The 18,635-nt window shown below is 69.5% G+C and carries 19 protein-coding genes; 12 read left to right on the forward strand and 7 right to left on the reverse strand.

Features of this window, described 5'->3' with window-relative positions; genetic code table 11:
* The first annotated feature begins 80 nt into the window (after positions 1–80).
* Positions 81–437 carry a rhodanese-like domain-containing protein gene (locus VHD82_RS30135; RefSeq protein WP_325711679.1) on the forward strand — a complete coding sequence of 119 codons (357 nt, stop codon included), beginning with the start codon at positions 81–83 and terminating at the stop codon, positions 435–437.
* Between the two features lie 6 nt (positions 438–443).
* A complete protein-coding gene (locus tag VHD82_RS30140) occupies positions 444–1,358 on the forward strand; it encodes a DUF4328 domain-containing protein (protein WP_325711682.1) in 915 nt (304 codons plus the stop codon).
* Here the strand turns inward: VHD82_RS30140 and VHD82_RS30145 are convergent.
* Positions 1,350–2,504, reverse strand: coding sequence for a cytochrome P450 (locus VHD82_RS30145; RefSeq protein ID WP_325711684.1), 1,155 nt, complete (start codon positions 2,502–2,504; stop codon positions 1,350–1,352). The two genes, VHD82_RS30140 and VHD82_RS30145, sit on opposite strands and share 9 nt — an antisense overlap.
* Before the next feature lie 62 nt (positions 2,505–2,566).
* Between VHD82_RS30145 and VHD82_RS30150 the strand changes: the two genes are divergently transcribed.
* The 4 genes from VHD82_RS30150 (at position 2,567) to VHD82_RS30165 (ending at position 5,287) form a co-directional block, all read left to right on the forward strand.
* The gene (locus VHD82_RS30150; protein ID WP_325711686.1) at positions 2,567–3,430 is read left to right on the forward strand and encodes a DUF5926 family protein; all 864 of its coding nucleotides are present in this window, start codon (positions 2,567–2,569) and stop codon (positions 3,428–3,430) included.
* Positions 3,427–3,768, forward strand: a complete 342-nt coding sequence (locus VHD82_RS30155; RefSeq protein ID WP_325711689.1) for a DUF952 domain-containing protein — start codon at positions 3,427–3,429, stop codon at positions 3,766–3,768. The genes VHD82_RS30150 and VHD82_RS30155 overlap by 4 nt, the downstream gene beginning before the upstream one ends.
* A 188-nt stretch (positions 3,769–3,956) precedes the next feature.
* Complete coding sequence (locus VHD82_RS30160; RefSeq protein WP_325711692.1) at positions 3,957–4,469, forward strand: SigE family RNA polymerase sigma factor; 513 nt, start codon at positions 3,957–3,959, stop codon at positions 4,467–4,469.
* Positions 4,466–5,287: a hypothetical protein gene (locus tag VHD82_RS30165; RefSeq protein ID WP_325711695.1), complete on the forward strand. Its 822-nt coding sequence runs from the start codon at positions 4,466–4,468 to the stop codon at positions 5,285–5,287. Before VHD82_RS30160 ends, VHD82_RS30165 begins: the two co-directional genes overlap by 4 nt.
* Before the next feature lie 72 nt (positions 5,288–5,359).
* Here VHD82_RS30165 and VHD82_RS30170 read toward each other — a convergent pair whose 3' ends face one another.
* From VHD82_RS30170 to VHD82_RS30180, 3 genes are all read right to left on the reverse strand, one after another.
* The gene (locus tag VHD82_RS30170; protein ID WP_325711698.1) at positions 5,360–5,905 is read right to left on the reverse strand and encodes a ferritin; all 546 of its coding nucleotides are present in this window, start codon (positions 5,903–5,905) and stop codon (positions 5,360–5,362) included.
* A gap of 146 nt (positions 5,906–6,051) precedes the next feature.
* Positions 6,052–7,254 carry an arginine deiminase gene (gene arcA, locus VHD82_RS30175; protein WP_325711701.1) on the reverse strand — a complete coding sequence of 401 codons (1,203 nt, stop codon included), beginning with the start codon at positions 7,252–7,254 and terminating at the stop codon, positions 6,052–6,054.
* Positions 7,255–7,263: 9 nt separating this feature from the next.
* A complete protein-coding gene (locus VHD82_RS30180) occupies positions 7,264–8,070 on the reverse strand; it encodes a CPBP family intramembrane glutamic endopeptidase (protein ID WP_325711704.1) in 807 nt (268 codons plus the stop codon).
* Between the two features lie 24 nt (positions 8,071–8,094).
* Here VHD82_RS30180 and VHD82_RS30185 point away from each other — a divergent pair, with 24 nt between their 5' ends.
* On the forward strand, positions 8,095–8,565 hold the full coding sequence (locus VHD82_RS30185) for a PPOX class F420-dependent oxidoreductase (protein WP_325711707.1): 471 nt from the start codon (positions 8,095–8,097) through the stop codon (positions 8,563–8,565).
* Here VHD82_RS30185 and VHD82_RS30190 read toward each other — a convergent pair.
* Positions 8,553–9,335 carry a DUF2470 domain-containing protein gene (locus VHD82_RS30190; protein WP_325711710.1) on the reverse strand — a complete coding sequence of 261 codons (783 nt, stop codon included), beginning with the start codon at positions 9,333–9,335 and terminating at the stop codon, positions 8,553–8,555. The two genes, VHD82_RS30185 and VHD82_RS30190, sit on opposite strands and share 13 nt — an antisense overlap.
* A 200-nt stretch (positions 9,336–9,535) precedes the next feature.
* Here VHD82_RS30190 and VHD82_RS30195 point away from each other — a divergent pair, with 200 nt between their 5' ends.
* On the forward strand, positions 9,536–10,390 hold the full coding sequence (locus VHD82_RS30195) for a hypothetical protein (protein WP_325711912.1): 855 nt from the start codon (positions 9,536–9,538) through the stop codon (positions 10,388–10,390).
* Positions 10,387–11,016 (forward strand): IclR family transcriptional regulator, encoded by a 630-nt coding sequence (locus tag VHD82_RS30200; RefSeq protein WP_325711713.1) that lies wholly within the window; start codon positions 10,387–10,389, stop codon positions 11,014–11,016. The genes VHD82_RS30195 and VHD82_RS30200 overlap by 4 nt, the downstream gene beginning before the upstream one ends.
* Before the next feature lie 3 nt (positions 11,017–11,019).
* On the opposite strand, the gene VHD82_RS30205 is transcribed toward VHD82_RS30200, so the two are convergent.
* Together VHD82_RS30205 and VHD82_RS30210 are read right to left on the reverse strand one after the other, a co-directional pair.
* Positions 11,020–11,625 (reverse strand): TMEM165/GDT1 family protein, encoded by a 606-nt coding sequence (locus VHD82_RS30205; protein WP_325711716.1) that lies wholly within the window; start codon positions 11,623–11,625, stop codon positions 11,020–11,022.
* 174 nt (positions 11,626–11,799) lie between these two features.
* On the reverse strand, positions 11,800–12,666 hold the full coding sequence (locus tag VHD82_RS30210) for an NmrA/HSCARG family protein (protein WP_325711719.1): 867 nt from the start codon (positions 12,664–12,666) through the stop codon (positions 11,800–11,802).
* A gap of 165 nt (positions 12,667–12,831) precedes the next feature.
* On the opposite strand from VHD82_RS30210, the gene VHD82_RS30215 reads away from it, so the two are divergent.
* The 3 genes from VHD82_RS30215 (at position 12,832) to cydD (ending at position 18,629) form a co-directional block, all read left to right on the forward strand.
* Positions 12,832–14,328 carry a cytochrome ubiquinol oxidase subunit I gene (locus VHD82_RS30215; RefSeq protein ID WP_325711722.1) on the forward strand — a complete coding sequence of 499 codons (1,497 nt, stop codon included), beginning with the start codon at positions 12,832–12,834 and terminating at the stop codon, positions 14,326–14,328.
* 75 nt (positions 14,329–14,403) lie between these two features.
* Positions 14,404–15,411, forward strand: a complete 1,008-nt coding sequence (gene cydB, locus VHD82_RS30220; protein ID WP_325711725.1) for a cytochrome d ubiquinol oxidase subunit II — start codon at positions 14,404–14,406, stop codon at positions 15,409–15,411.
* Positions 15,408–18,629 (forward strand): thiol reductant ABC exporter subunit CydD, encoded by a 3,222-nt coding sequence (gene cydD / locus VHD82_RS30225; RefSeq protein WP_325711728.1) that lies wholly within the window; start codon positions 15,408–15,410, stop codon positions 18,627–18,629. Before cydB ends, cydD begins: the two co-directional genes overlap by 4 nt.
* Positions 18,630–18,635: the final 6 nt, after the last annotated feature.

Genomic DNA, 18,635 nt, shown 5'->3' on the forward strand with positions numbered 1-18,635 from the left:
CCGAACCGTGAAGGCCACCGTCCCCGCGGACGGTGGCCTTCACTGCATCTCATGTGCAGTAAACGGGGTGCCGTGCGACGATGTCGAACGTGAATCCCGCTGAACTTCCCACCGTCTCGGTCACCGAGTTGCCCGCCGGCAGCCTGACGCTGCTCGACGTGCGGGAGGACGACGAATGGGCCGCCGGGCACGCGCCGGGTGCGGTGCACATCCCCCTCGGTGAGCTGCCCGGCCGCGTCGAGGAGCTCGCGAAGCTGCCCGAGGACCAGCCCATCTACGTCGTCTGCCGCAGCGGCGGCCGGTCGGCGCGGGCCACCGCCTGGCTCAATGCCAGTGGCTGGGAGGCCGTGAACGTCGCGGGCGGCATGAAGTCCTGGCATGCCGAGGGCCGCCCGGTCGAGGGCGAAAACCCGAGCTTCCCGCCGGAAATCCTCTAGGTCTCGATGCATCCCGGCCGGTACCACGTCCGTCCCCGTGTGCGCTGGGTGGCTTCGCCACCGCCCGGCGCGACCGTGCCGCGCCGCGCGCGGCCGGCGGAGCGCTACACCGGCCCGCCCGCGTACCCGGCGCCGCCGCGCTGGGGCTTCCCGAACCTCACCTGGCGTGAGCCGACAGCGGTGCCTGGCACGCCGTCGAGCTATCCGCGCCCAATGGAGCGGGTGCGGGCGCTTTCGCGCAACGCCATCACGATTCTGTGGTTTCTGGCCGGGCTCGCGACGGTCGGCGCGGTAGCTGAGTTCTGGCGGTACGCGCTGCTGGTGATCAGCCGGAATTCGGCGCTGGACACGGATGTCGTCGCGTTCTCGGACGCGCTGGAGATCATCGCCGCGCTGCTGACGGTCGTGTTCGGGGTGCTGGCGTTCGGCTCGGTGCTGTGGTGGCTCTACGTCGCGCGGCAGGCCGCCGGTGAGGAGAGCGGCCAGGAGCCGCCGCGTTCGGGCTGGCAGATCCTGGCCGGGACGCTGATCCCGCTGCTGAACCTGGTGATGGCGGGCTCGATCCTCGCGGAGCTCGAGCACGCCGCACTGCGCCGCCCGGCCACGAAGCGGCCGAAGCCGTCACGGTTGGTGCTCGTCTGGTGGGCCACCTGGGTGCTGAACGGGGTGCTGCTCATCCTGGTCATCGTGTGGCGCTTCCGCGGCGGCATCCAGTCGCAGGCCGATGGCGTGCTGCTGTCCGCACTGCTCGACCTTTCGGCCGCCGGACTCGCCGCGCTCACCGCCGTCGTCGTGGAGCGGATCACCAGCCTGCTGGCGCCGATTCCGCTGAACCGGTTGCGGCCCCGGCTGGTCGTCGCGGTCAAGGGCGCGCCGCGCGCCACCGAGCGGCCGCCGCGCCCGGTCGGCGCCTCACGCTGAGACAGGCAGACTGCGCAGTCCGCGGATGACGAACTCGGGCCTGCGCTCGGGCTCCCTTGTGGCGTGCAGCTTCGGCGCCTTCTCCAGCAGCGCGCGGATGGCGGCGGCGATTTCGATGCGGGCCAGCGGGGCGCCGATGCAGTAGTGGATCCCGGCGCCGAAGCCGAGGTGCTGGTTGGGCGAGCGGCCCACGTCGAAGGTGTCCGGGTCGGCGAACACCTCGGGGTCCCTGGCCGCGGCGCCGAGCAGGGCGGCGATCTTTTCCCCCTGCGCCACACGGAAACCGGCGATCTCCACGTCCTCGGTCGCCGTCCGCTCGAACAGTTGCAGCGGGGCGTCGTACCGGATCATCTCGTCGACGGCGCTCTCGACCAGCGACGGATCGTCGAGCAGCCGCCGCCATTGGGCGGGATGCCGCAGCAGCGCGGCCACACCGTTGCCGATCACGTTCACGGTCGCTTCGTGCCCGGCCATCAGCAGCAGCACGGCGGTGGCCACCACCTCGTCCTCGGATAGCTCGGCGCCGACAAGATCGCTGACCAGGTCCTCGCCCCGGTTCTTTCGCCGTGCCACGGTGATATCCCGCAGGTATCCCGCGAACTCGGCGGCGGCGTTCTCGGCCGCGCGACGGCCGTCCTCGGGCAGGCCGAACTCGTACATCTTCACGATCGCGTTCGACCACGGCACGAGCCGCGAGCGGTCGGCCTGCGGGATGTTCAGCAGTTCGGCGATCACGGCTACCGGCAGCGGCTGCGCGACGTGCTCCAGCAGATCGGCCTCGCCGGCGGCCACCAGGTCGTCCACCAGATCCTGCGCCACCGTGTCGATCGTCGGCCGCAGCCGTTCGACGTGCCCGCGCCCGAACGCCGCGGAGATCGACCGGCGCAGCCGCGTGTGCACCGGAGGTTCGTTCTCCAGCAAGGAATTCCGGTGCAGGAGATTGAAGGAGACGAACTGCTCGGCCGGGCGGGCGTCGGACCAGATCCGGCCCAGCCCTCGATGCCGCAGCACGGCCGACGCGGCGCCGTGGGAGACGGCGATGGCCAGGCCGAGGCCCTCGTGCCGGTGCACCTCGCCCTGCTCGCGAAGGCGCGCGAACTCGACGTACGGATCGGCGAGAAACTCCGGGTCGCGGGGATCGAACACCAGTCGAGCCTAGCGGGGGAGCACCCGGTAGCGTCTGCGGCCGAACAGCTCAAGGAGGCGAAATGGGTAAGGCCGCGCGCAAGAAGACCAAGGCCCCGAAGGTGCGGGAGAAGTTCGTCGCACAGCCCTTCGAGGGGCTTGCCGCCGAGCCCGAACTGATCGCGCTGCGCGAGTTCGTGCCTTCGGCGACCGCCCCACTGTCTCTTGTGGACGGTCTGGACCGCGTGGTCACGCTGGCCACAGTGCTGCCGATGGCCGCCGCCGCGTTCGTCCGCACCGACGGGCAGGTGTTCGTCGGGCTCCAGGTGCAGACCAGGTCCTCCGACATCAGCCGCGACCTCGGCCGGTCCGTGCGCTGGGCGCTGCAGGCCGAGCCGGGCGACGTGCTTTCGGTGCCGGACACCACCAGCGCGCCCGCCGAAGGGGAGCGGCTGCAGGACCTCCTGGTCGCCGACGCCGAGCTGGACGTCACGCTGCACACCGACTTCGGCTGGTGGCTGCCCGAGGACACCGACCCGGATGGCGAGGTCAAGCTGTCGCTGGATCGCGCGAACGAGGCGATCATGCCCACCGACCGCCTCGGGGCGGGTTCGTACTGGGTGCTGGCCGGCGAGAAGGCGCACCTGCGCTGGGTTCGCCCGGAGCCGGAGAACAAGCTGCTCCAGGCGCTGGCCCGGCTGTCCGCGGCCGGTCAGCTCGGCCTCGGCGAGGGCTCTCGCTACGCCGGGTCGTTCCGCGCGCATGGGCTGCTGGTCCCGGTGTGGGACCTCGACCCGGAGGCGCACGCGCGCGAGTGGACCGAGCCCGCGAAGGAGCTTGGCGTCCGCCTCGACGAGGCGCTTGCCTCGCTCGACGCCGAGCCGCTGAACGCCGCGGAGCGCCGCGCCCGCGACGGGCTGATCGGCCGCCAGTTGACGCTCCGGTGATCCTGCACATCTGCGCGGAAGGGGACTGGACGGGCGGCGAATACCGCCCGCCCTCCCTGGACACCGCGGGTTTCGTGCACTGCTCCGACCCGGGCACCACGCATCTGCCTGCCAACGCGCTCTACGCCGGCCGCACCGATCTGGTGCTGCTGGAGATCGACCCCGCCCGGCTCGGCGTCCCGCTGCGCTGGGAGGAGGGCGACCCGCCGCACCCGGCCGGTATCTGGTTCCCGCACGTGTACGGCCCGATCCGGCCCGACGCGGTCGTCGCCGTGCATCCGTTCCCGCCGGAAGCCGACGGGAGCTTCCGGCTTCCCGCCGCGATCGCGGTTCGGTAACCAGTAGCAACAACCCTGAGCGTCAAACGTCCACCTATCGGTGGGTACCGCAGGACAACCTCAGGGAGCACCTCATGCGTGGTGGCAACGAAGGGGATGTGGCGGACAGACGCACCGCGGAGGGAGGCGCTACGGTGACCACGACCATTCCGGCCGTTACCAGCTGGCCGGTGGGGAGGGGATCACCGATGGCGGGTGAGCTCGCGGACTTCGAGGAGTTCGTGCACGCGAGCCTGCCGGGCCTGCTCCGCTACGGCCACGCGCTCACCGGCAATCCGCACGACGCCGCCGACCTGGTGCAGACGGTCCTGGAGAAAATCGGCGCCCGCTGGACGCAGGTTCAGCGCAAGACCGGTGATCCGCTGGCTTACATCCGCCGGTCGATGGCGAACGCGCACGTCAGCCGCTGGCGGCGGACGCGCAAGGAAAGCCTGGTCGCGGACGTGCCGGACGCCGGTGCGGTGCAGCCGGCCGACCCCTTCGAGCACGAGCCGTTATGGCAGGCCCTACGCGAATTGCCACCGAGGCAACGCGCGGTCATCGTGCTGCGTTACTACGAGGGACTGTCCGAGGTGGAGATCGCGCGGACGCTCGGGATCAGCCAGGGCACGGTGAAGAGCCAGGCCAGCAAGGCGATCGCGAGCCTGCGCACGAAGATCACCCCGGTTTCCGACGAGGCCGAAGGGAGGGAAGCGGGTTGAACCAGCCCGACGAGCTGGACGACGAACTGACCCGGTTGTTCACCGACGAGCGGCTGGCCGTGCCACCGCGCGCGGGAGCGGAGACCGCGATCCTCGCCGGGGCGCGGCGGATCCGCCGTCGTCGTGCCGCGCTGACCGCCACCGGGGGAGCGCTGACCGCGATCGCGCTGGTCGGCGCGGGGCTACTGATCGGGGACCTGCGCTCGAACGACAACCAGGTGGCCTCACCGCCTCCGGATCAGACGCTGGTCATCTCGGACTCGTCCGCGCAGCCGACCTCGATCGCGCCCGCCCCGCCGCCGGTCTCGACCCCGCTGCCCGGGTCCGGTTCCTCGCCGGCACACACCACCGAGGACAACCCGCCGCAGTCGGCCACCAAGTCCACGACACCGCCGAAGAGCACTTCGCGCTCTGTCGTCGTTCCGACCCTCACGGGTCCCGTGCTCGGGCCGAACGGCTACAGCAAGCTTCAGCTGGGCATGTCCTTCGATGCCGCGAAGGCGACGGGAATGCTGGCGAACGCCGACAACGCGCCCACCGCCTGCACCGATTACGGCCTGAGCGACGGCAGCGCCGCGGTCAGCAAGGTGACCATCTCACCGGCGAACGGGATCGTGAGCTTCCAGGCGAGCGGCGCGCACACCCCGGAGCGGATCAAGGTCGGCTCCACCAAGGACCAGCTGGAAACGGCGTACCCCGCCTTGGCCGAGCGCGGCAGCGCGTACAGCGCTTCGACCGGCAGCGGCGGCAGTTACGTGTTCACCGTGAGCGGTGACCAGGTGGTCGACCTCCAGCTCGTCGGGTCCAGCAGCTGCTAGGCGCGACCGGATGAAAAAACCCGGGCCGCTCCAGGGGGAGGGCCCGGGTTTTTCCCGCTCCGGGGGTACTGCTCAGAGCTTGCCGCCGGCCACGGCTGGCATGTCGGACGCGTCGTCCCTGACCGCTTCCCGCGCGAGCCACTGCTCGACGTCGAACAGGTTGCCGTTGGCCCGCTTGACGACGTTGAGCAGCGTCGTCATGTGCGAGACCTCCTCGACCTGCTCCTTGAGGAACCACTGCAGGAACTGTTCGCCCTGGTAGTCGTCCTCCGCGCGGGCCGCCTTGAGCAGCGTCTTGACGTCGGAGGTGACGTCCTTCTCCTGGGCGAGCGCGACCTCGACGAGCTCGATCGCTTCGCTGAAATCGTTTCGCACCTCGTTGACACCGGGAATTTCGACGTGGTGGTCGGTGTCCATCAGGTACTGCACGATGGCGAGCGCGTGATTACGCTCCTCCACCGACTGGCGGTAAAAGACTTTGGCTAGCTGGGGCAGGTCCTCATTATCGAACCAGACTGCCAGTGCCACGTATTGCTGCGACGCATTGAATTCGTTCTGCACCTGCTGTTGCAGCAGCTCGTAGAACTTGGAGCGTGGTTCCCTCTTCCTCGTGGCCATGTGTCGACCATAAAGAAAACCCCCGTGAATTTCCACTCGGACCTGGTGACTTCCACCCTATTTGGGTAGGCTTACCAAGATTCAGTAATACTGATTCGGTAAGGCTTGCCTAAATGGATTCCCCGCAATTTTAGGTAAGCCTTTCTTCATTCGAGTGGGTCGCGCACGATAGGGCAGGACATGCAACGCGGCCCGCCCCGGCCCGAACCCAGCTCGGATCCGGCGATCGGCAGCACCTCGATTCCGGCCTCGGCCAGCCGGGCGTTGGTCTCCACGTTGCGCTCGTAACCGACGACCACGCCCGGCGCCAGCGCGAGGGTGTTGTTGCCGTCGTCCCACTGCTCGCGCTCGGCGGTGACCGGGTCCAGGCCGGTGTCGATCACGCGCAGCTTCTCGATTCCCATTGCCTCGGCGGCGGCGTGCAGGAACGGTTCGGGCCCGCTCACCCGCAGCGAGCCGTCGCCGTCCGGGCGCATCGTGAACGCGACGAGCGAATCGCGGGCCAGCGGGTACATCACCACAGCGTCGCGGTCGACCATCGTGCACACGGTGTCCAGGTGCATGGTCGCCCTGTCCTGCTCGATGGGCACCGCGAGCACGGTGTGCGCCAGGTTGTCGGCGAACACCGAGCGGGCCAGCGACTCGGCGCCGGCCGGGGTGGTCCGCTCGCCGACGCCGATGGCGAGCACGCCGGGCGCCAGCAGCATCACGTCCCCGCCTTCGACCGGTGCGGAGTGCGCCCCGTAGGCGCGGGCCGCGTGCCGGAACCGCGGATGGTAGGCGTAGATCAGATCGAGCAACATCGTCTCGCGGCGCCGGGCGGGCAGCGCGAGCGACGAGAGCGCCACCCGGTCCCCGATCCACACCGAGGAGTCCCGGGTGAACAGCAGGTTGGGCAGCGGGTCGACGGCGAAATCGTGCGGCCGGTGCATCTTCCGCACCAGTGACTGGCCTGCGGTGCCGGGGAGTTCCTCGAAGGTCACCCCGCCGGTGAGCACCTCGGCCAGCGTCGTGCCGTCCACAGTGGACAAATAGTCGCGCAGCGAGCCGGCGAGGACGTCACCGAGCCGCCGGTCGTCGACAGCCGCGTGCACGCCGGCGGTATGCGCCCGCGGGTCTTCCAGCGCCTCCGTGAGTACGTCGGTCAGCAGCAGCACCTCGACCCCGCGACCGCGCAGCACCTCGGCGAACGCGTCGTGCTCCTGCTGGGCGCGGTCCACCCACGGAATCGAGTCGAAGAGCAGCTGGTCGTTGTTGCGCGGGGTGAGCCTTTTGAGCTCGCTGCCCGGTCGGTGCAGCAGGACCGTTCGTAGCGGCCCGACCTCGCTGTCCACCCTGGGTTGAGTCATTTCGGCAGCCTACGGCAGGAAAGACAGGTGGCCCTTGAGCAACGAGTAGCCGACGAACGAGACCACGTCCAGCAGGGTGTGCGCGACGATCAGCGGCCACAGCCGGTTCGTGCGCTGCCACAGCCTGCCGAACACCAGGCCCATCACGAAGTTGCCGACGAACCCGCCGAAGCCCTGGTAGAGGTGGTACGAGCCGCGCAGCACGGCGGCCGCCACCACCGCCGAGTTCTCGCGGAAGGCCAGCTGTCGCAGCCTGGTCAGCAGGAAGCCGATGACCAGCATCTCCTCGGCGAAGGCGTTGCCGAAGGCCGACAGCACCAGCACCGCCGGCCGCCACCAGGTGTCGTCCAAAGTGGACGGTGCGACGGCCAGGTTGAAGCCCAGCTTCCAGGCCGCGAAGTACAGTGCGAGCCCGGGGATGCCGATCAGCGCGGCCAGCCCGGCGCCCCACAGCGCGTCCCTGCCGCGCCAGGTCAGCCCGACCGCCGAGAGCTTGATCCCGCCGCGGACGAGCAGATAGCCGCCGAGCGCGCCCCAGCCGACGAGCTGGGCGACGCTGAGCAGCTGGGCCAGCAGGTCGAGCAGGTTCAGCGCCTCCTGCGGCGCGTTGAGCGCGACCTGCTGCCGGCTCAACGGGGTCGGCTGCAACAGGGAGTTCAACAGCGACACCAGGCTGCGTGCCCCGGACAGCCCGAGGGTGATGCCGAAAACGATCAGCAGCTCGACCTTGATCCGGCGGCGTTCGCCCTCATCGTCGACCGGCGCGGGCAGCTCCGGACGCGGCGGGGTCAGCCAGTCGCGGACGAGAGAGGTCACGGGCGCACGCTACCTTCGGTACACATGGCACCGAAAATAGCGACCGCGGACCGCGTCGGACGTGAAGAACTGCTGGAGTTCCTGCGTCCCCGGCACCGCGCCATCCTCATGACCACCCGCGCCGACGGCACCCCGCAGCTGTCCCCGGTCACCTCCGGCATCGACACCGACGGCCGGTTCGTCGTGGCCACGTACCCGAAGCGGGCCAAGGTGGTGAACGCCAGGCGGAACCCGGCGGTGTCGGTCATCGTGCTCTCCGACGAGTGGAACGGTGCCTGGGTCCAGTTCGACGGGCGGGCCGAAGTCATCGACATGCCGGACGCGGTGGAGCCGCTGGTCGAGTACTTCCGCTGCATCTCCGGGGAGCACCCGGACTGGGACGAGTACCGCGAGGCGATGCGGAAGCAGAACAAGAGCCTGCTGCGGGTCACGATCGAGCGCTGGGGTCCGATCGCCACCGGCGGTTTCCCGCCCGAGCTCGCTCAGGCGGAGTGACGCTGCTGCTGTTGTTGTTGCGCGGCCAGGAACGGACAGCCGACGAGTCGGCGGATTTCCACCGCCAGCTGCGCCGGGCTGTGCACCGGGTTGGCGAAGGCCAGCCGCACGTCGTGGTCGCCGGTGTCGGCCTCCACGCGTAGCCGCAGGCCGAAGCGGTCGAGCCCGAGTGGACGGATGTGCCCGCCCTGCAGCTTTTCCGGCAGGTGCCGGGCGAGCTGGCCGACCACGTCGGCGTGCTCGTGTTCGAGATGCCGCAGCCAGCCGGTCTCGTAGCTGTGGAACGGATCCGGGGTGGCCGCGCTGAACATGTGCGGCCGCAGCGAATGGGTGCCCTCCGCGTCGGCTAGCACGAGCGACGCGGGGGTGAGGCGGAGCAGGCTCGCGCCGTGCCCGAGGTCGAGCAGCCTCGGGTCGGGGCGGGTCTCCGCGATCGCCACCGCGCGGGCTCTGGCCGCCGCCATGCTGAGCGGGCGGAGCCAGCCGGTGATCCACAGCAGCCCGCGTACGGGTTCGCGGAGTTCGACGGGCGCGTGGTCCGCCAGCTCGAACATCACCGCGACCTCGGCTTCGGCGGCCCGCGTGAGCAGCGGGTGGTCGTCACGCAGCAGCACGCTGACGGTGCCGCTGGCGTGCACGTGGTGCAGCTCGGGCGTCACGCGCCCGGCGTTGCTCGATCCGGTCGGCATCAGGGTGCCGGGACAGTCGCGGGAAGCGATCGTCTTGGCACGTTCGGCCGGTGTGGGCGCGGGCGGACGGGTCTCGGTCACGGGGCCACCTCCTAGTTAGGTGAGCCTAACCTCTGTTCGGCGAAAGGGGAAGTGATCGAGCTCCGCGCACTTCGAAAGGCGTGGTGGCGAGTTGCCGGAACGCGCGATTGGGCCGAGTGGCCTAATGGCTAAGTGTCCGCCCTGCGGACCGGTTTGTCCGGCTGTCGTACGCTACTAGCGTGTCCCTTGTGTCAAGCGCTGTGGAACTCACGCCCCCCGGCCCCCGTGGAATTCCTCCCCTGTTCGCGCGGCTCGTAGACGACTCGGCGCTGTTCCCGCCGGGCACCGCGACGATGCCCGAAGCGCTGCGGGCGCACTACGAAACCCGAGCCGGTGAGCACTCGGGACTGCTGGGGGTGTTCCTCTGCCAGGCCTCGCGGCTGCCCGAGCTGATCACCGAGCTGATCAAGCTCAAGCCCAAGCAGCCGCTGCCGCTCTCGCTGATCATCGACACCGGCCTCGGCGGCGTGCCCAAGGCGATCTCGATCGTCGAGTCCCGCAGCGAACTGCTGTCGCTGCGCATGGTCGAGATGCCCGCACCGTCCGATGTGGACGAAGTATGGCTGGAGCGGGTGTCGGAGTTCGTGCCGGAGGACGTGATCCGGGTGGTCGAACCACGCCGTGGCGTCGGCTGGCTCGACGGGGTACGCAAGGTGATCGAGCACGGCAGCTGGCCGAAGATCCGCTGCGGCGGGGTGTCCAGCGAGAACTTCCCGAGCGTGGACGAGGTGGCCGATTTCCTGTCCGTAGTGAGCGGGTCCACCGGCGCGTCGTTCAAGGCGACCAACAGCCTGCATCGCGCGGTCCGGCACGAGGACGCCGAAACGGGGTTCGTGCACCACGGGTTCCTGAACCTGCTGGTCGCGGTCGGACGCAGCCTCTCGGGTGGCGACGTGCGTGACGCGCTGTCGTCGACCGATGGGGAGGCGCTGTCCGAGGAGGCCCGCTCGCTGTCCGAGCCCGCCGCGAAGGCGGTGCGCGCGCTGTTCGCCTCCTATGCCTCGGCGACGTTCGCCGAGCCGGTCGCTGATCTCGAGGCGCTCGGCCTGCTGTGACGGCCGAGGGGTCGCTGACACTGGACCGAGGCCTCGCGCTGCTTCAGGCGATCGCCGACGCGGGCGGCGAAGCCGCGACGATCTCCGAGCTGGCGGCGAACATCGGCGCCAGCAGGGCGGCCGTGTACCGCTTGCTGGTCCCGCTTTCGGCCCGCGGGCTCGTCCGGCGGGACGGGAACAAGGTCCGTCTCGGCGTCGGCATGCTGCGCCTCGCCGGCCAGGTGGTCCCGCAGCTGCGCGAGGTCGCGCGGCCGGTACTGCGCGAATTGGCTGAACAGACCGGCGCGACGGCGCATCTTTCCATTGCCGAGGGCGATCAGCTCGAAACCGTGGCGGTGGTCGAACCCCGGTGGACGGATCTGCACGTGGCCTACCGGGTCGGCACCAGGTTCGCGATCGGCATCGGGGCGGCGGGCAAGGCCGTCATGTTGCGCCAGGGCGGCCGGGGCTGGGTCACCTCGACAGGCGACGTGCGGCGCGGCGTCGTGGGACTGGCGGCACCGGTCCGGTCGGTGCCGGGCCTGCGGGCCTGCGTCGGGCTGATCTCGCTGGCCCCGATCAAGGCCGAAACGGCGGGGCCGCAGGTGGTGGCGGCCGCGGCGAAGCTGGCCGAAGCGTTGAAGTGAATTTCAGAGGTTCACGAAGGTCTGCCAGAGCGCGACGACCGTGAACGCGGCGAACACGAACCCGGCGATGCGCTGCAGCAGCTTCGGGCGGATCCGGCTGCGCACCTTGTGCCCGATGAGCACGGCGATCCCGGCGACGCTGACCAGCGCGAGGAAGGCGCCGATGCCGACGGCGAACGGCTGCCCATAGCGGGCGGTGAGGCCGGCCGTGGCCAGCTGCGACGCGTCACCCCATTCGGCGGCGAACAGCACGCCGAACGAGGTGACGGCCGAGCGGATGAACGACACGGGGCCGGGACCGGAGCGGACGGCGTCTTCGCCCGACTCCGGCTCCTTGGCGAAGCCCTCACGCAGCAGCAGGACGGCGCCGATCCCGAACAGCGCGGCCACGATCCCGGTCACGAGACCTGCCGGCAACAGTGTCAGCGCATGCCCGAACGCGACCGCGATGACACATTGCACGGCGAACGCCACGGCGACCCCGGTGAGAACAGCCGAAGCCTTGAAACGGGTGGTCAGAACAAGAGTCGCGATAAGTGTCTTGTCTGGCAGCTCGACGACCAAGATCAGTGCAAACGTGCTGGCCAGCGCCAGTAATGCGGCAGACATCGCGATTTCTCAACCCCTTTCACTGCAACGATAAAGGGGTCAAGTTCAGAAGGCCAGCAGATGGGAATTGCGAATCGCGGATTTTGGCGTGCCGAAATCGTTTTTTATGCATTCCGGTGACGCGGTGAACTGCAGGTATGACGCAGTGTCCGATGGTTCTGACGGAAAGTTAGCTCAGCTCAGCAGTTCCTTGATCCCGGCCGCGCCCTTGTGCGCCAGCCAGGCCTCGAAGGTCAGCAGGCCGGGGTGGAGATCGCGGACCAGCTCGACGTCGGCGATGGGCTCCGTGATCGAGTTCAGCAGCTCGTAGCCCCTGGCGAAGCGTTCGTTGATCTTGGCGAGCTCGGCGATCGACAGCTGTACGTAGGGCACGTCCCGGCCGGTGGCGTGGCTGATCGCGGCGGCGACCTCGGGTGGGGTGAGCGCATCCCCGGCCAGGTCGAACGCCTTGCCACGGAACCTGTCCGGATCGGCGAACGCCAGCGCGGTCAGCGCGGCGATGTCGTCGAGCGCGATGTACTGCTGGCGCACGTGCGGCAGCACCGCGGTGCGCAACGCGCCGTCCCGCAGGCCGAACAGCGGGTTGAAGTAGTTCTCCATGAACGACGACGGCCGCAGGATCGTGGCCGAGAGCCCGGACGCGCGCAGGTAGTTCTCGGTGTCGAGTTTCGCCTGCTGGAGGCCGTGTTCGACGAGTGTCTCGACACCCAGCGCCGAGCTGTATACAACGTGTGTAACACCTGCATGCAGTGCTGCGTCCACCACGTTCTTCCCGGCCTGTAGCTCGTCCTGGCCGGGAGCGAGGGGGCCCGGGTGGACAAGGAACACCGCATGTGCGCCGCGGGTGGCTTCGGCGACCGCGGCCTGGTCTTCGAGGTCGCCCGCGATCACCTCGGCGCCAGCCTCGGCGAGGCGCTGCGCCTTGGCGCTTGCCGGGTCCCGGGTGAGTGCGCGGGCCGGCCGGCCGTCGGCGAGCAGTCGTGCGGCCACCGCGCCTCCCTGCTGTCCGGTGGCGCCGGTGACCAGGGCGAGTTCGTTCATGTGTGGCTCCTGAACTAAGCGGGGCAAGGGTTCCGTTTGGAAGATACGGAACGAGCGCCCCGGTTGTCAAAAGGGAGGGATGGCGCGGCGGACGGGACCTTGGTCCCGGGATGATCAGGACTGGCGGACCTGATGCGCCGACTGCGGCGAGAGCAGGCTTGAGTCGTGGATGTACTGGAACTGGCCCGGTGGCAGTTCGGGATAACGACCGTCTACCACTTCCTGATGGTGCCGCTGACGATCGGTCTGTCCGTGCTGGTCGCGGGTATGCAGACGGCGTGGGTGCGCACCGGTGACCGGCGCTACTACAAGATGACCAAGTTCTGGGGCAAGCTCCTGCTGGTCAACTTCGCGATGGGCGTGGTGACCGGGATCGTGCAGGAGTTCCAGTTCGGGATGAACTGGAACGCCTACTCCCGGTTCGTCGGCGACGTGTTCGGTGCCCCGCTCGCGATGGAGGGCCTGGTCGCGTTCTTCGTCGAGTCCACGTTCCTCGGTCTGTGGATCTTCGGCTGGGACAGACTGTCGAAACGGGTGCACCTCGCCTGTGCCTGGGCGTTCTCGCTGGCCACGGTCGCGTCGGCGTACTTCATTCTCGCGGCGAACTCGTGGATGCAGCATCCCGTCGGGGTGGAGTTCGTGGACGGCAAGCCCACGATGCGCTCGATCTGGGCGGTGCTGACCAACAACACCGCGCTCGCCGCGATCCCGCACACCATCGCCGGAGCGTTCTCGGTGGCCGCGGCGTTCCTCGTCGGCGTCGCCGCGTGGCACCTGTGGCGCAAGCGCAAGCAGGACGACGAACATCGCAGCGTCTGGCGCAGCTCGCTGCGCATGGGCGGCTGGATCGGCATCGTCGCCTTCGCGGTACTCGCGATCACGGGGGACACCCAGGGCAAGCTGATGTTCGAGCAGCAGCCGATGAAGATGGCTTCGGCGGAGGCGTTGTGCCACACCGAAAAGCCGGCCAGCTTCTCGGTCATCGCGATCGGCGACGTGAGCAAGCAGAACTGCGAGGACGTCAAGACGTTCAACGTGCCCGCACTGCTGTCCTTCTTGGCGCACAACGACTTCTCCACCGAAGTGCAGGGCGTCGAGGATCTCGTCACCCAGTACCAGGCCAAGTACGGCACGAACTACCCGAACGACCCGGCGCTGGGCGAGCTGGCGGGCAAGCCGATCGACTACACGCCGAACCTGCCGGTCACCTACTGGGGTTTCCGGATGATGATCGGCTTCGGCGCGGTGTCGGCGGGACTGGGCGTGCTGGCGCTCTGGTTCACCCGGCGCGGCCGCATCCCGGGGACGAAGTGGTTCCCGGTGGTGATGCTGCTGGGCATCGCCACCCCGTTCTTCGGCAACAGCGCCGGCTGGATCTTCACCGAGATGGGCAGGCAGCCGTTCGTGGTGGCGCCGAACCCGTCGGGGGTCGACGGGGTGTGGATGTTCACCGCCCAGGCCGTGTCGAACTTGTCCACAGGTGAGGTGTGGACCTCCCTGATAGCGCTGACCTCGCTATACGCGGTGCTCGGCGTGATCGAAGTGGTGCTGATGCGCAAGTACGTGCGCGGCGGTGTGGAAGGTGTGCTGCCACCCGAGAAACCCAAGGGCCCCAACGATTCCGACTCGGATTCCGAAGATGCGCTCGCCTTCGCCTACTAGGAACATCATGGCCACCTGTGGACAACCTCGCAATCTGTGGACAAACCTGTGGACAACCTCGGGGAGGTGGGTGCGATGAGCCTGGAAACCGTGTGGTTCTGCATCATCGCGCTCTTCTGGCTCGGCTATCTCTTCCTGGAAGGCTTCGACTTCGGAGTCGGCATGCTGCTGCCGGTGCTGGGCCGTGACGACACCGAACGCCGCGTGCTGATCAACACCATCGGGCCGGTGTGGGACGGCAACGAGGTGTGGCTGATCGTCGCGGCCGGCGCGACCTTCGCGGCCTTCCCGGACTGGTACGCCTCGCTGTTCTCCGGCGCCTACCTGCCACTGCTGATCGTGCTGCTGGCGCTGATCGGGCGTGGCGTCGCGTTCGAGTACCGCGGCAAGATGGATTCGATGCGCTGGCGGCGCAACTGGGACCGGGTGATCATGATCGGTTCCTGGGTCCCGCCGCTGGGCATCGGGCTGCTGCTCACTACCACCGTGCTCGGGCTGCCGCTGGACGAGCACGGCAACCGGATCGGCTCGGCGTTCGAGTCGGTCCGCTGGGCCACGGTGCTCGGCGCGGTGGCCGTGGTCGGGTTCTCGCTGGTGCACGGCGCCACCTTCCTGGCGCTGAAGACCTCGGGCGAGCTGCGTGAGCGGGCCAAGCTGATCGCGATCCGGCTGCTCCCGGTCGCGCTGCTGCCGCTGCTGGCGTTGCTGGTGAACGTGCAGGTGCAAGAGGGCAAGGTGTGGACGCTCGTGCCGATGGTGCTCGCCGCGGTGGCCGCCGCCGTGGCGTGGTTCCGGCTGCTGGCCGACCGGGACGGGCAGGCGTTCGCGGCGCTGGGCGTGATGATCGTGGCCGCCGGGGTGACTCTGTTCGGCGCGCTCTACCCGGACGTCCTTCCCTCCACTTTGGACACTGCGAACTCGTTGACGATCGGCAACGCCTCGTCCAGTCACTACACCCTGAAGGTGATGACGTGGGTTGGCGCGTTCGGCGCCCCGGCGGTGCTGGTCTACCAGGGCTGGACCTACTGGGTCTTCCGCAAGCGGATCGGTGTCCGGCAGATCCCACCGGTGCACACCCCATGAACTTTCCCGGACGCTCCACCCTTCCCGCAGATGTGTCCACAACGGACACTGAGCGACCGGGAAAGGGACCGCTCGGCGCGCTGCCTGCTCTGTCCCTGGCCGCGCGCCGGGCGCTGGCCCTCGGTGGTTTCCTCGCCCTGCTGAACGCGGTCGCGTTGGTGGCGCAGGCTTTTCTGCTCGCGTCGGCCTGCGCCACGCTCGTCAGTGAAGGTGGATTCCCGAAGACGCAACTCGTCGCGCTGTTCGGCGTGGTGCCCGCCCGCGCGCTGATCGCGTGGGCGATGCGCACCGTTGCCGCGCGGGCGGCGGCAGGCGCCAAGGAAGAGCTGCGCGCGAAGGCCGTCGACCACGCGATGAAGCTCGGTCCGGAGTGGATCGCCGAGCTCGGGCCCGGTGAGCTCACTTCCTTGACCACCAAGGGTTTGGACGCGCTCGACGCGTATTTCACGGACTATCTGCCCGCAGTGGTGACGGCCGCGGTCGTGCCGGTCGGGGTGGGCGCGGCGGTGTTGTTCGCGGACTGGCCCTCGGCGGTGATCATCGCGCTCACGGTGCCGTTGCTGCCGCTGTTCGCGATCCTCGTCGGGAAGTACACGGCCGAGCGTTCGGCCGCCGCGACGGACGCGCAGCACAGGTTGTCCGGGCAGCTGTTGGAACTCGTGCGCGCGCTGCCGGTGCTGGCCGCGTTCCGCCGGGCGGAGGCGCAGGCGGAGACGGTCCGGCGGGTTTCCGACCGGCACCGGCAGGCGACGATGAAGACGCTGCGGGTCGCCTTCTCGTCGGCCTTCGTGCTGGAACTCGCGGCGACGCTGTCGGTGGCGCTGGTCGCCGTCGTGATCGGCGTGCGCCTCGTCGGTGGGGACCTGCCGTTGGTCATCGGGCTGGGCGTGCTGATCCTGGCGCCCGAGTGTTTCCAGCCGATCCGCTCGGTCGGTGCTGCTTTCCACGCGAGCGAGGACGGCGTCGAGGCGGTCCGGCGGGTGGCCGAGGTATTGGCGGAATCGGTTGCGGCGCAAGGAACTCACGTGCCGGAACGGGGCGAGGTGCGGGTGTCGGGGCTGCGCGTCGCACGTCGCGACGGCTTCGCGCCCGACGGCGAGTCGTTCACGGTCCGGCCCGGGGAAACGCGGTGGCTGCGTTCGCCCAGCGGGGCCGGCAAGTCGACGATACTGGCCACACTGCTGGGTTTCGTGCGGCCCGACGAGGGTTCGGTGACCGTGGCCGGCACCGACCTGGCGGATATCGACATGTCGAGGTTCAGGCAGAGCGTGGCCTGGGTGCCGCAGTCCCCGGCGTTCACCGGCGGCACGGTCGCCGACGAGGTACCCGATGCGCCCGACCTGCTCGCGCAGCTGCACCTCCGAGGCTTGGCAGGCAAGCGGCTCAACGAACTTTCACTCGGTCAACGGCAGCGCGTCGCGGTCGCGCGGGCGCTGCTGCGGGTGCGTGACGGGGCGTGGCTGCTGCTGCTCGACGAGCCGACCGCACATCTCGACCAGGCGAACGCCGAGCGCGTCCTGGCTGCCGTCGACGAGGCGCGCCGGAACGGTGCGGCGGTGATCATCGCCGCGCACGAGCGTCCGCGTGCGGACGAACTTCCCGGCACAGCACCGGTTATCGCGCCGAAGCAGACGGAAGCCGTGGCGCCGGGTCCCGTGCGGAAGGTCCTGGACCGGCGGTTCCTGGCCGGCGCAGGACTGGGGGCATTGGCATTGATCGCCGGTCTGGCGCTGACGGCGACCTCGGGCTGGTTGATCGCGAAGGCCTCGCAACAGCCGCCGATCCTCACGCTGACGGTTGCGGTCGTCGGCGTGCGCGCTTTCGGGCTCGGCCGGGCGGGAATGCGTTACGCCGAGCGCCTTGTCACGCACGACGCGGCGTTCCGGATCGCCGGGCGGCTACGGGTCCAGCTCTGGCGCGACCTGGTGCGGCTCGGCCCAGCACGGACTCTCGGCCTGCGGCAAGGAGAAGGGCAGCGCCGACTCGTCGCGGACGTCGACACCGTGCGCGATCTGCTGCCGCGCGTACTGACCCCGCCGGTGATCGCCGGTGTGGTGCTGGTGTGCGCCGTCGTCGTGCAGACAGTGGTGCTGCCGGGCGCCGGCCTCGCGCTCGCCGTCGCGGTGCTGATCGCGGCGATCGGCGGCCCGCTGCTGACGTTGCGGCTGGAGCGTCGGGCGACTTCGGTGCTGGCGGCAGGCCGGCGCACGGTGACCGCGCAGGTGCTGGAGCTTTTCGAAGGCGCCGCGGAACTACTGGCGTTCGGGCGGGATGGCGGGCGTCGCGCGGAACTGGCGCGCGCCGACGCCGAACTGGCAACGCAGGCGCGGCGGCAGGCACTCGCCGCGGGCGCTGCCGACGGTCTCATTACGCTGCTCACCGGATTGGCCGCCGTGGCCGGGGTATGGCTTGCGGCGGGCACGTCGACCGATCGCGCGCTGATACCGGTGCTCGCACTGATTCCGTTGGCACTGGGCGAAGTTCTCGTGTTGCTGCCGCCGGTCGCCCAGCACTGGGACACCTTGCGCACCTCGCGCGCCCGGCTGCAGGTGCCTGCCGTGGAGCGGGGCGAGCGGGAGTATTCCGACGATCTGGTGCTGTGGGACGCGGACCTCGCGTGGCCGGACAGTGAGCCGGTCCTGCGCGACGTACACGTCCGGATCCCGGCGGGTGCGCACGTCGCGGTGGTGGGGCCTTCGGGCGCGGGAAAGTCCACGCTGCTGGCCGCATTGCTGGGTTTCCTCGAACCGGTACGCGGGACTGTGCAGGGCCCGGCGAAGGTCGCGTGGTCCCCGCAGGAACCGCAGCTCGTGTCGACCACGGTCGCGGAGAACCTGCGGCTTGCCGACCCGCACGCGGACGACGACCGGTTGCGGGAGGCGTTGCGGCTGGCCTGTCTGCCGGAACTCGATCTCGGAACCCGGCTCGGCAGCGCGGGCAGCGGCTTGTCCGGCGGCCAGGCGCAACGGCTGGCGCTGGCCCGAGCGCTGGTCGGGGTGCCGCGGTCGGAACTGGTGTTGCTCGACGAGCCGACCGCACACCTGGACGAGCCGACAGCCGTCCAGCTGCGGGCCAACCTGCGCACCGTGCTGGCCGGACGGACGGTCGTACAGGTCACGCACCACCCCGAGGAAGCGGCCGACGCGGACCTGCTGCTCGAAGTGCGTGACGGCGGTGTTGTCGCGCGCGTGCCCGTCGGAGAGGGCGTCTACTCTTGATGTCGC

The sequence above is a fragment of the Amycolatopsis sp. genome, assembly GCF_035546795.1.
In the GTDB taxonomy this organism is placed as follows: Bacteria; Actinomycetota; Actinomycetes; order Mycobacteriales; family Pseudonocardiaceae; genus Amycolatopsis_E.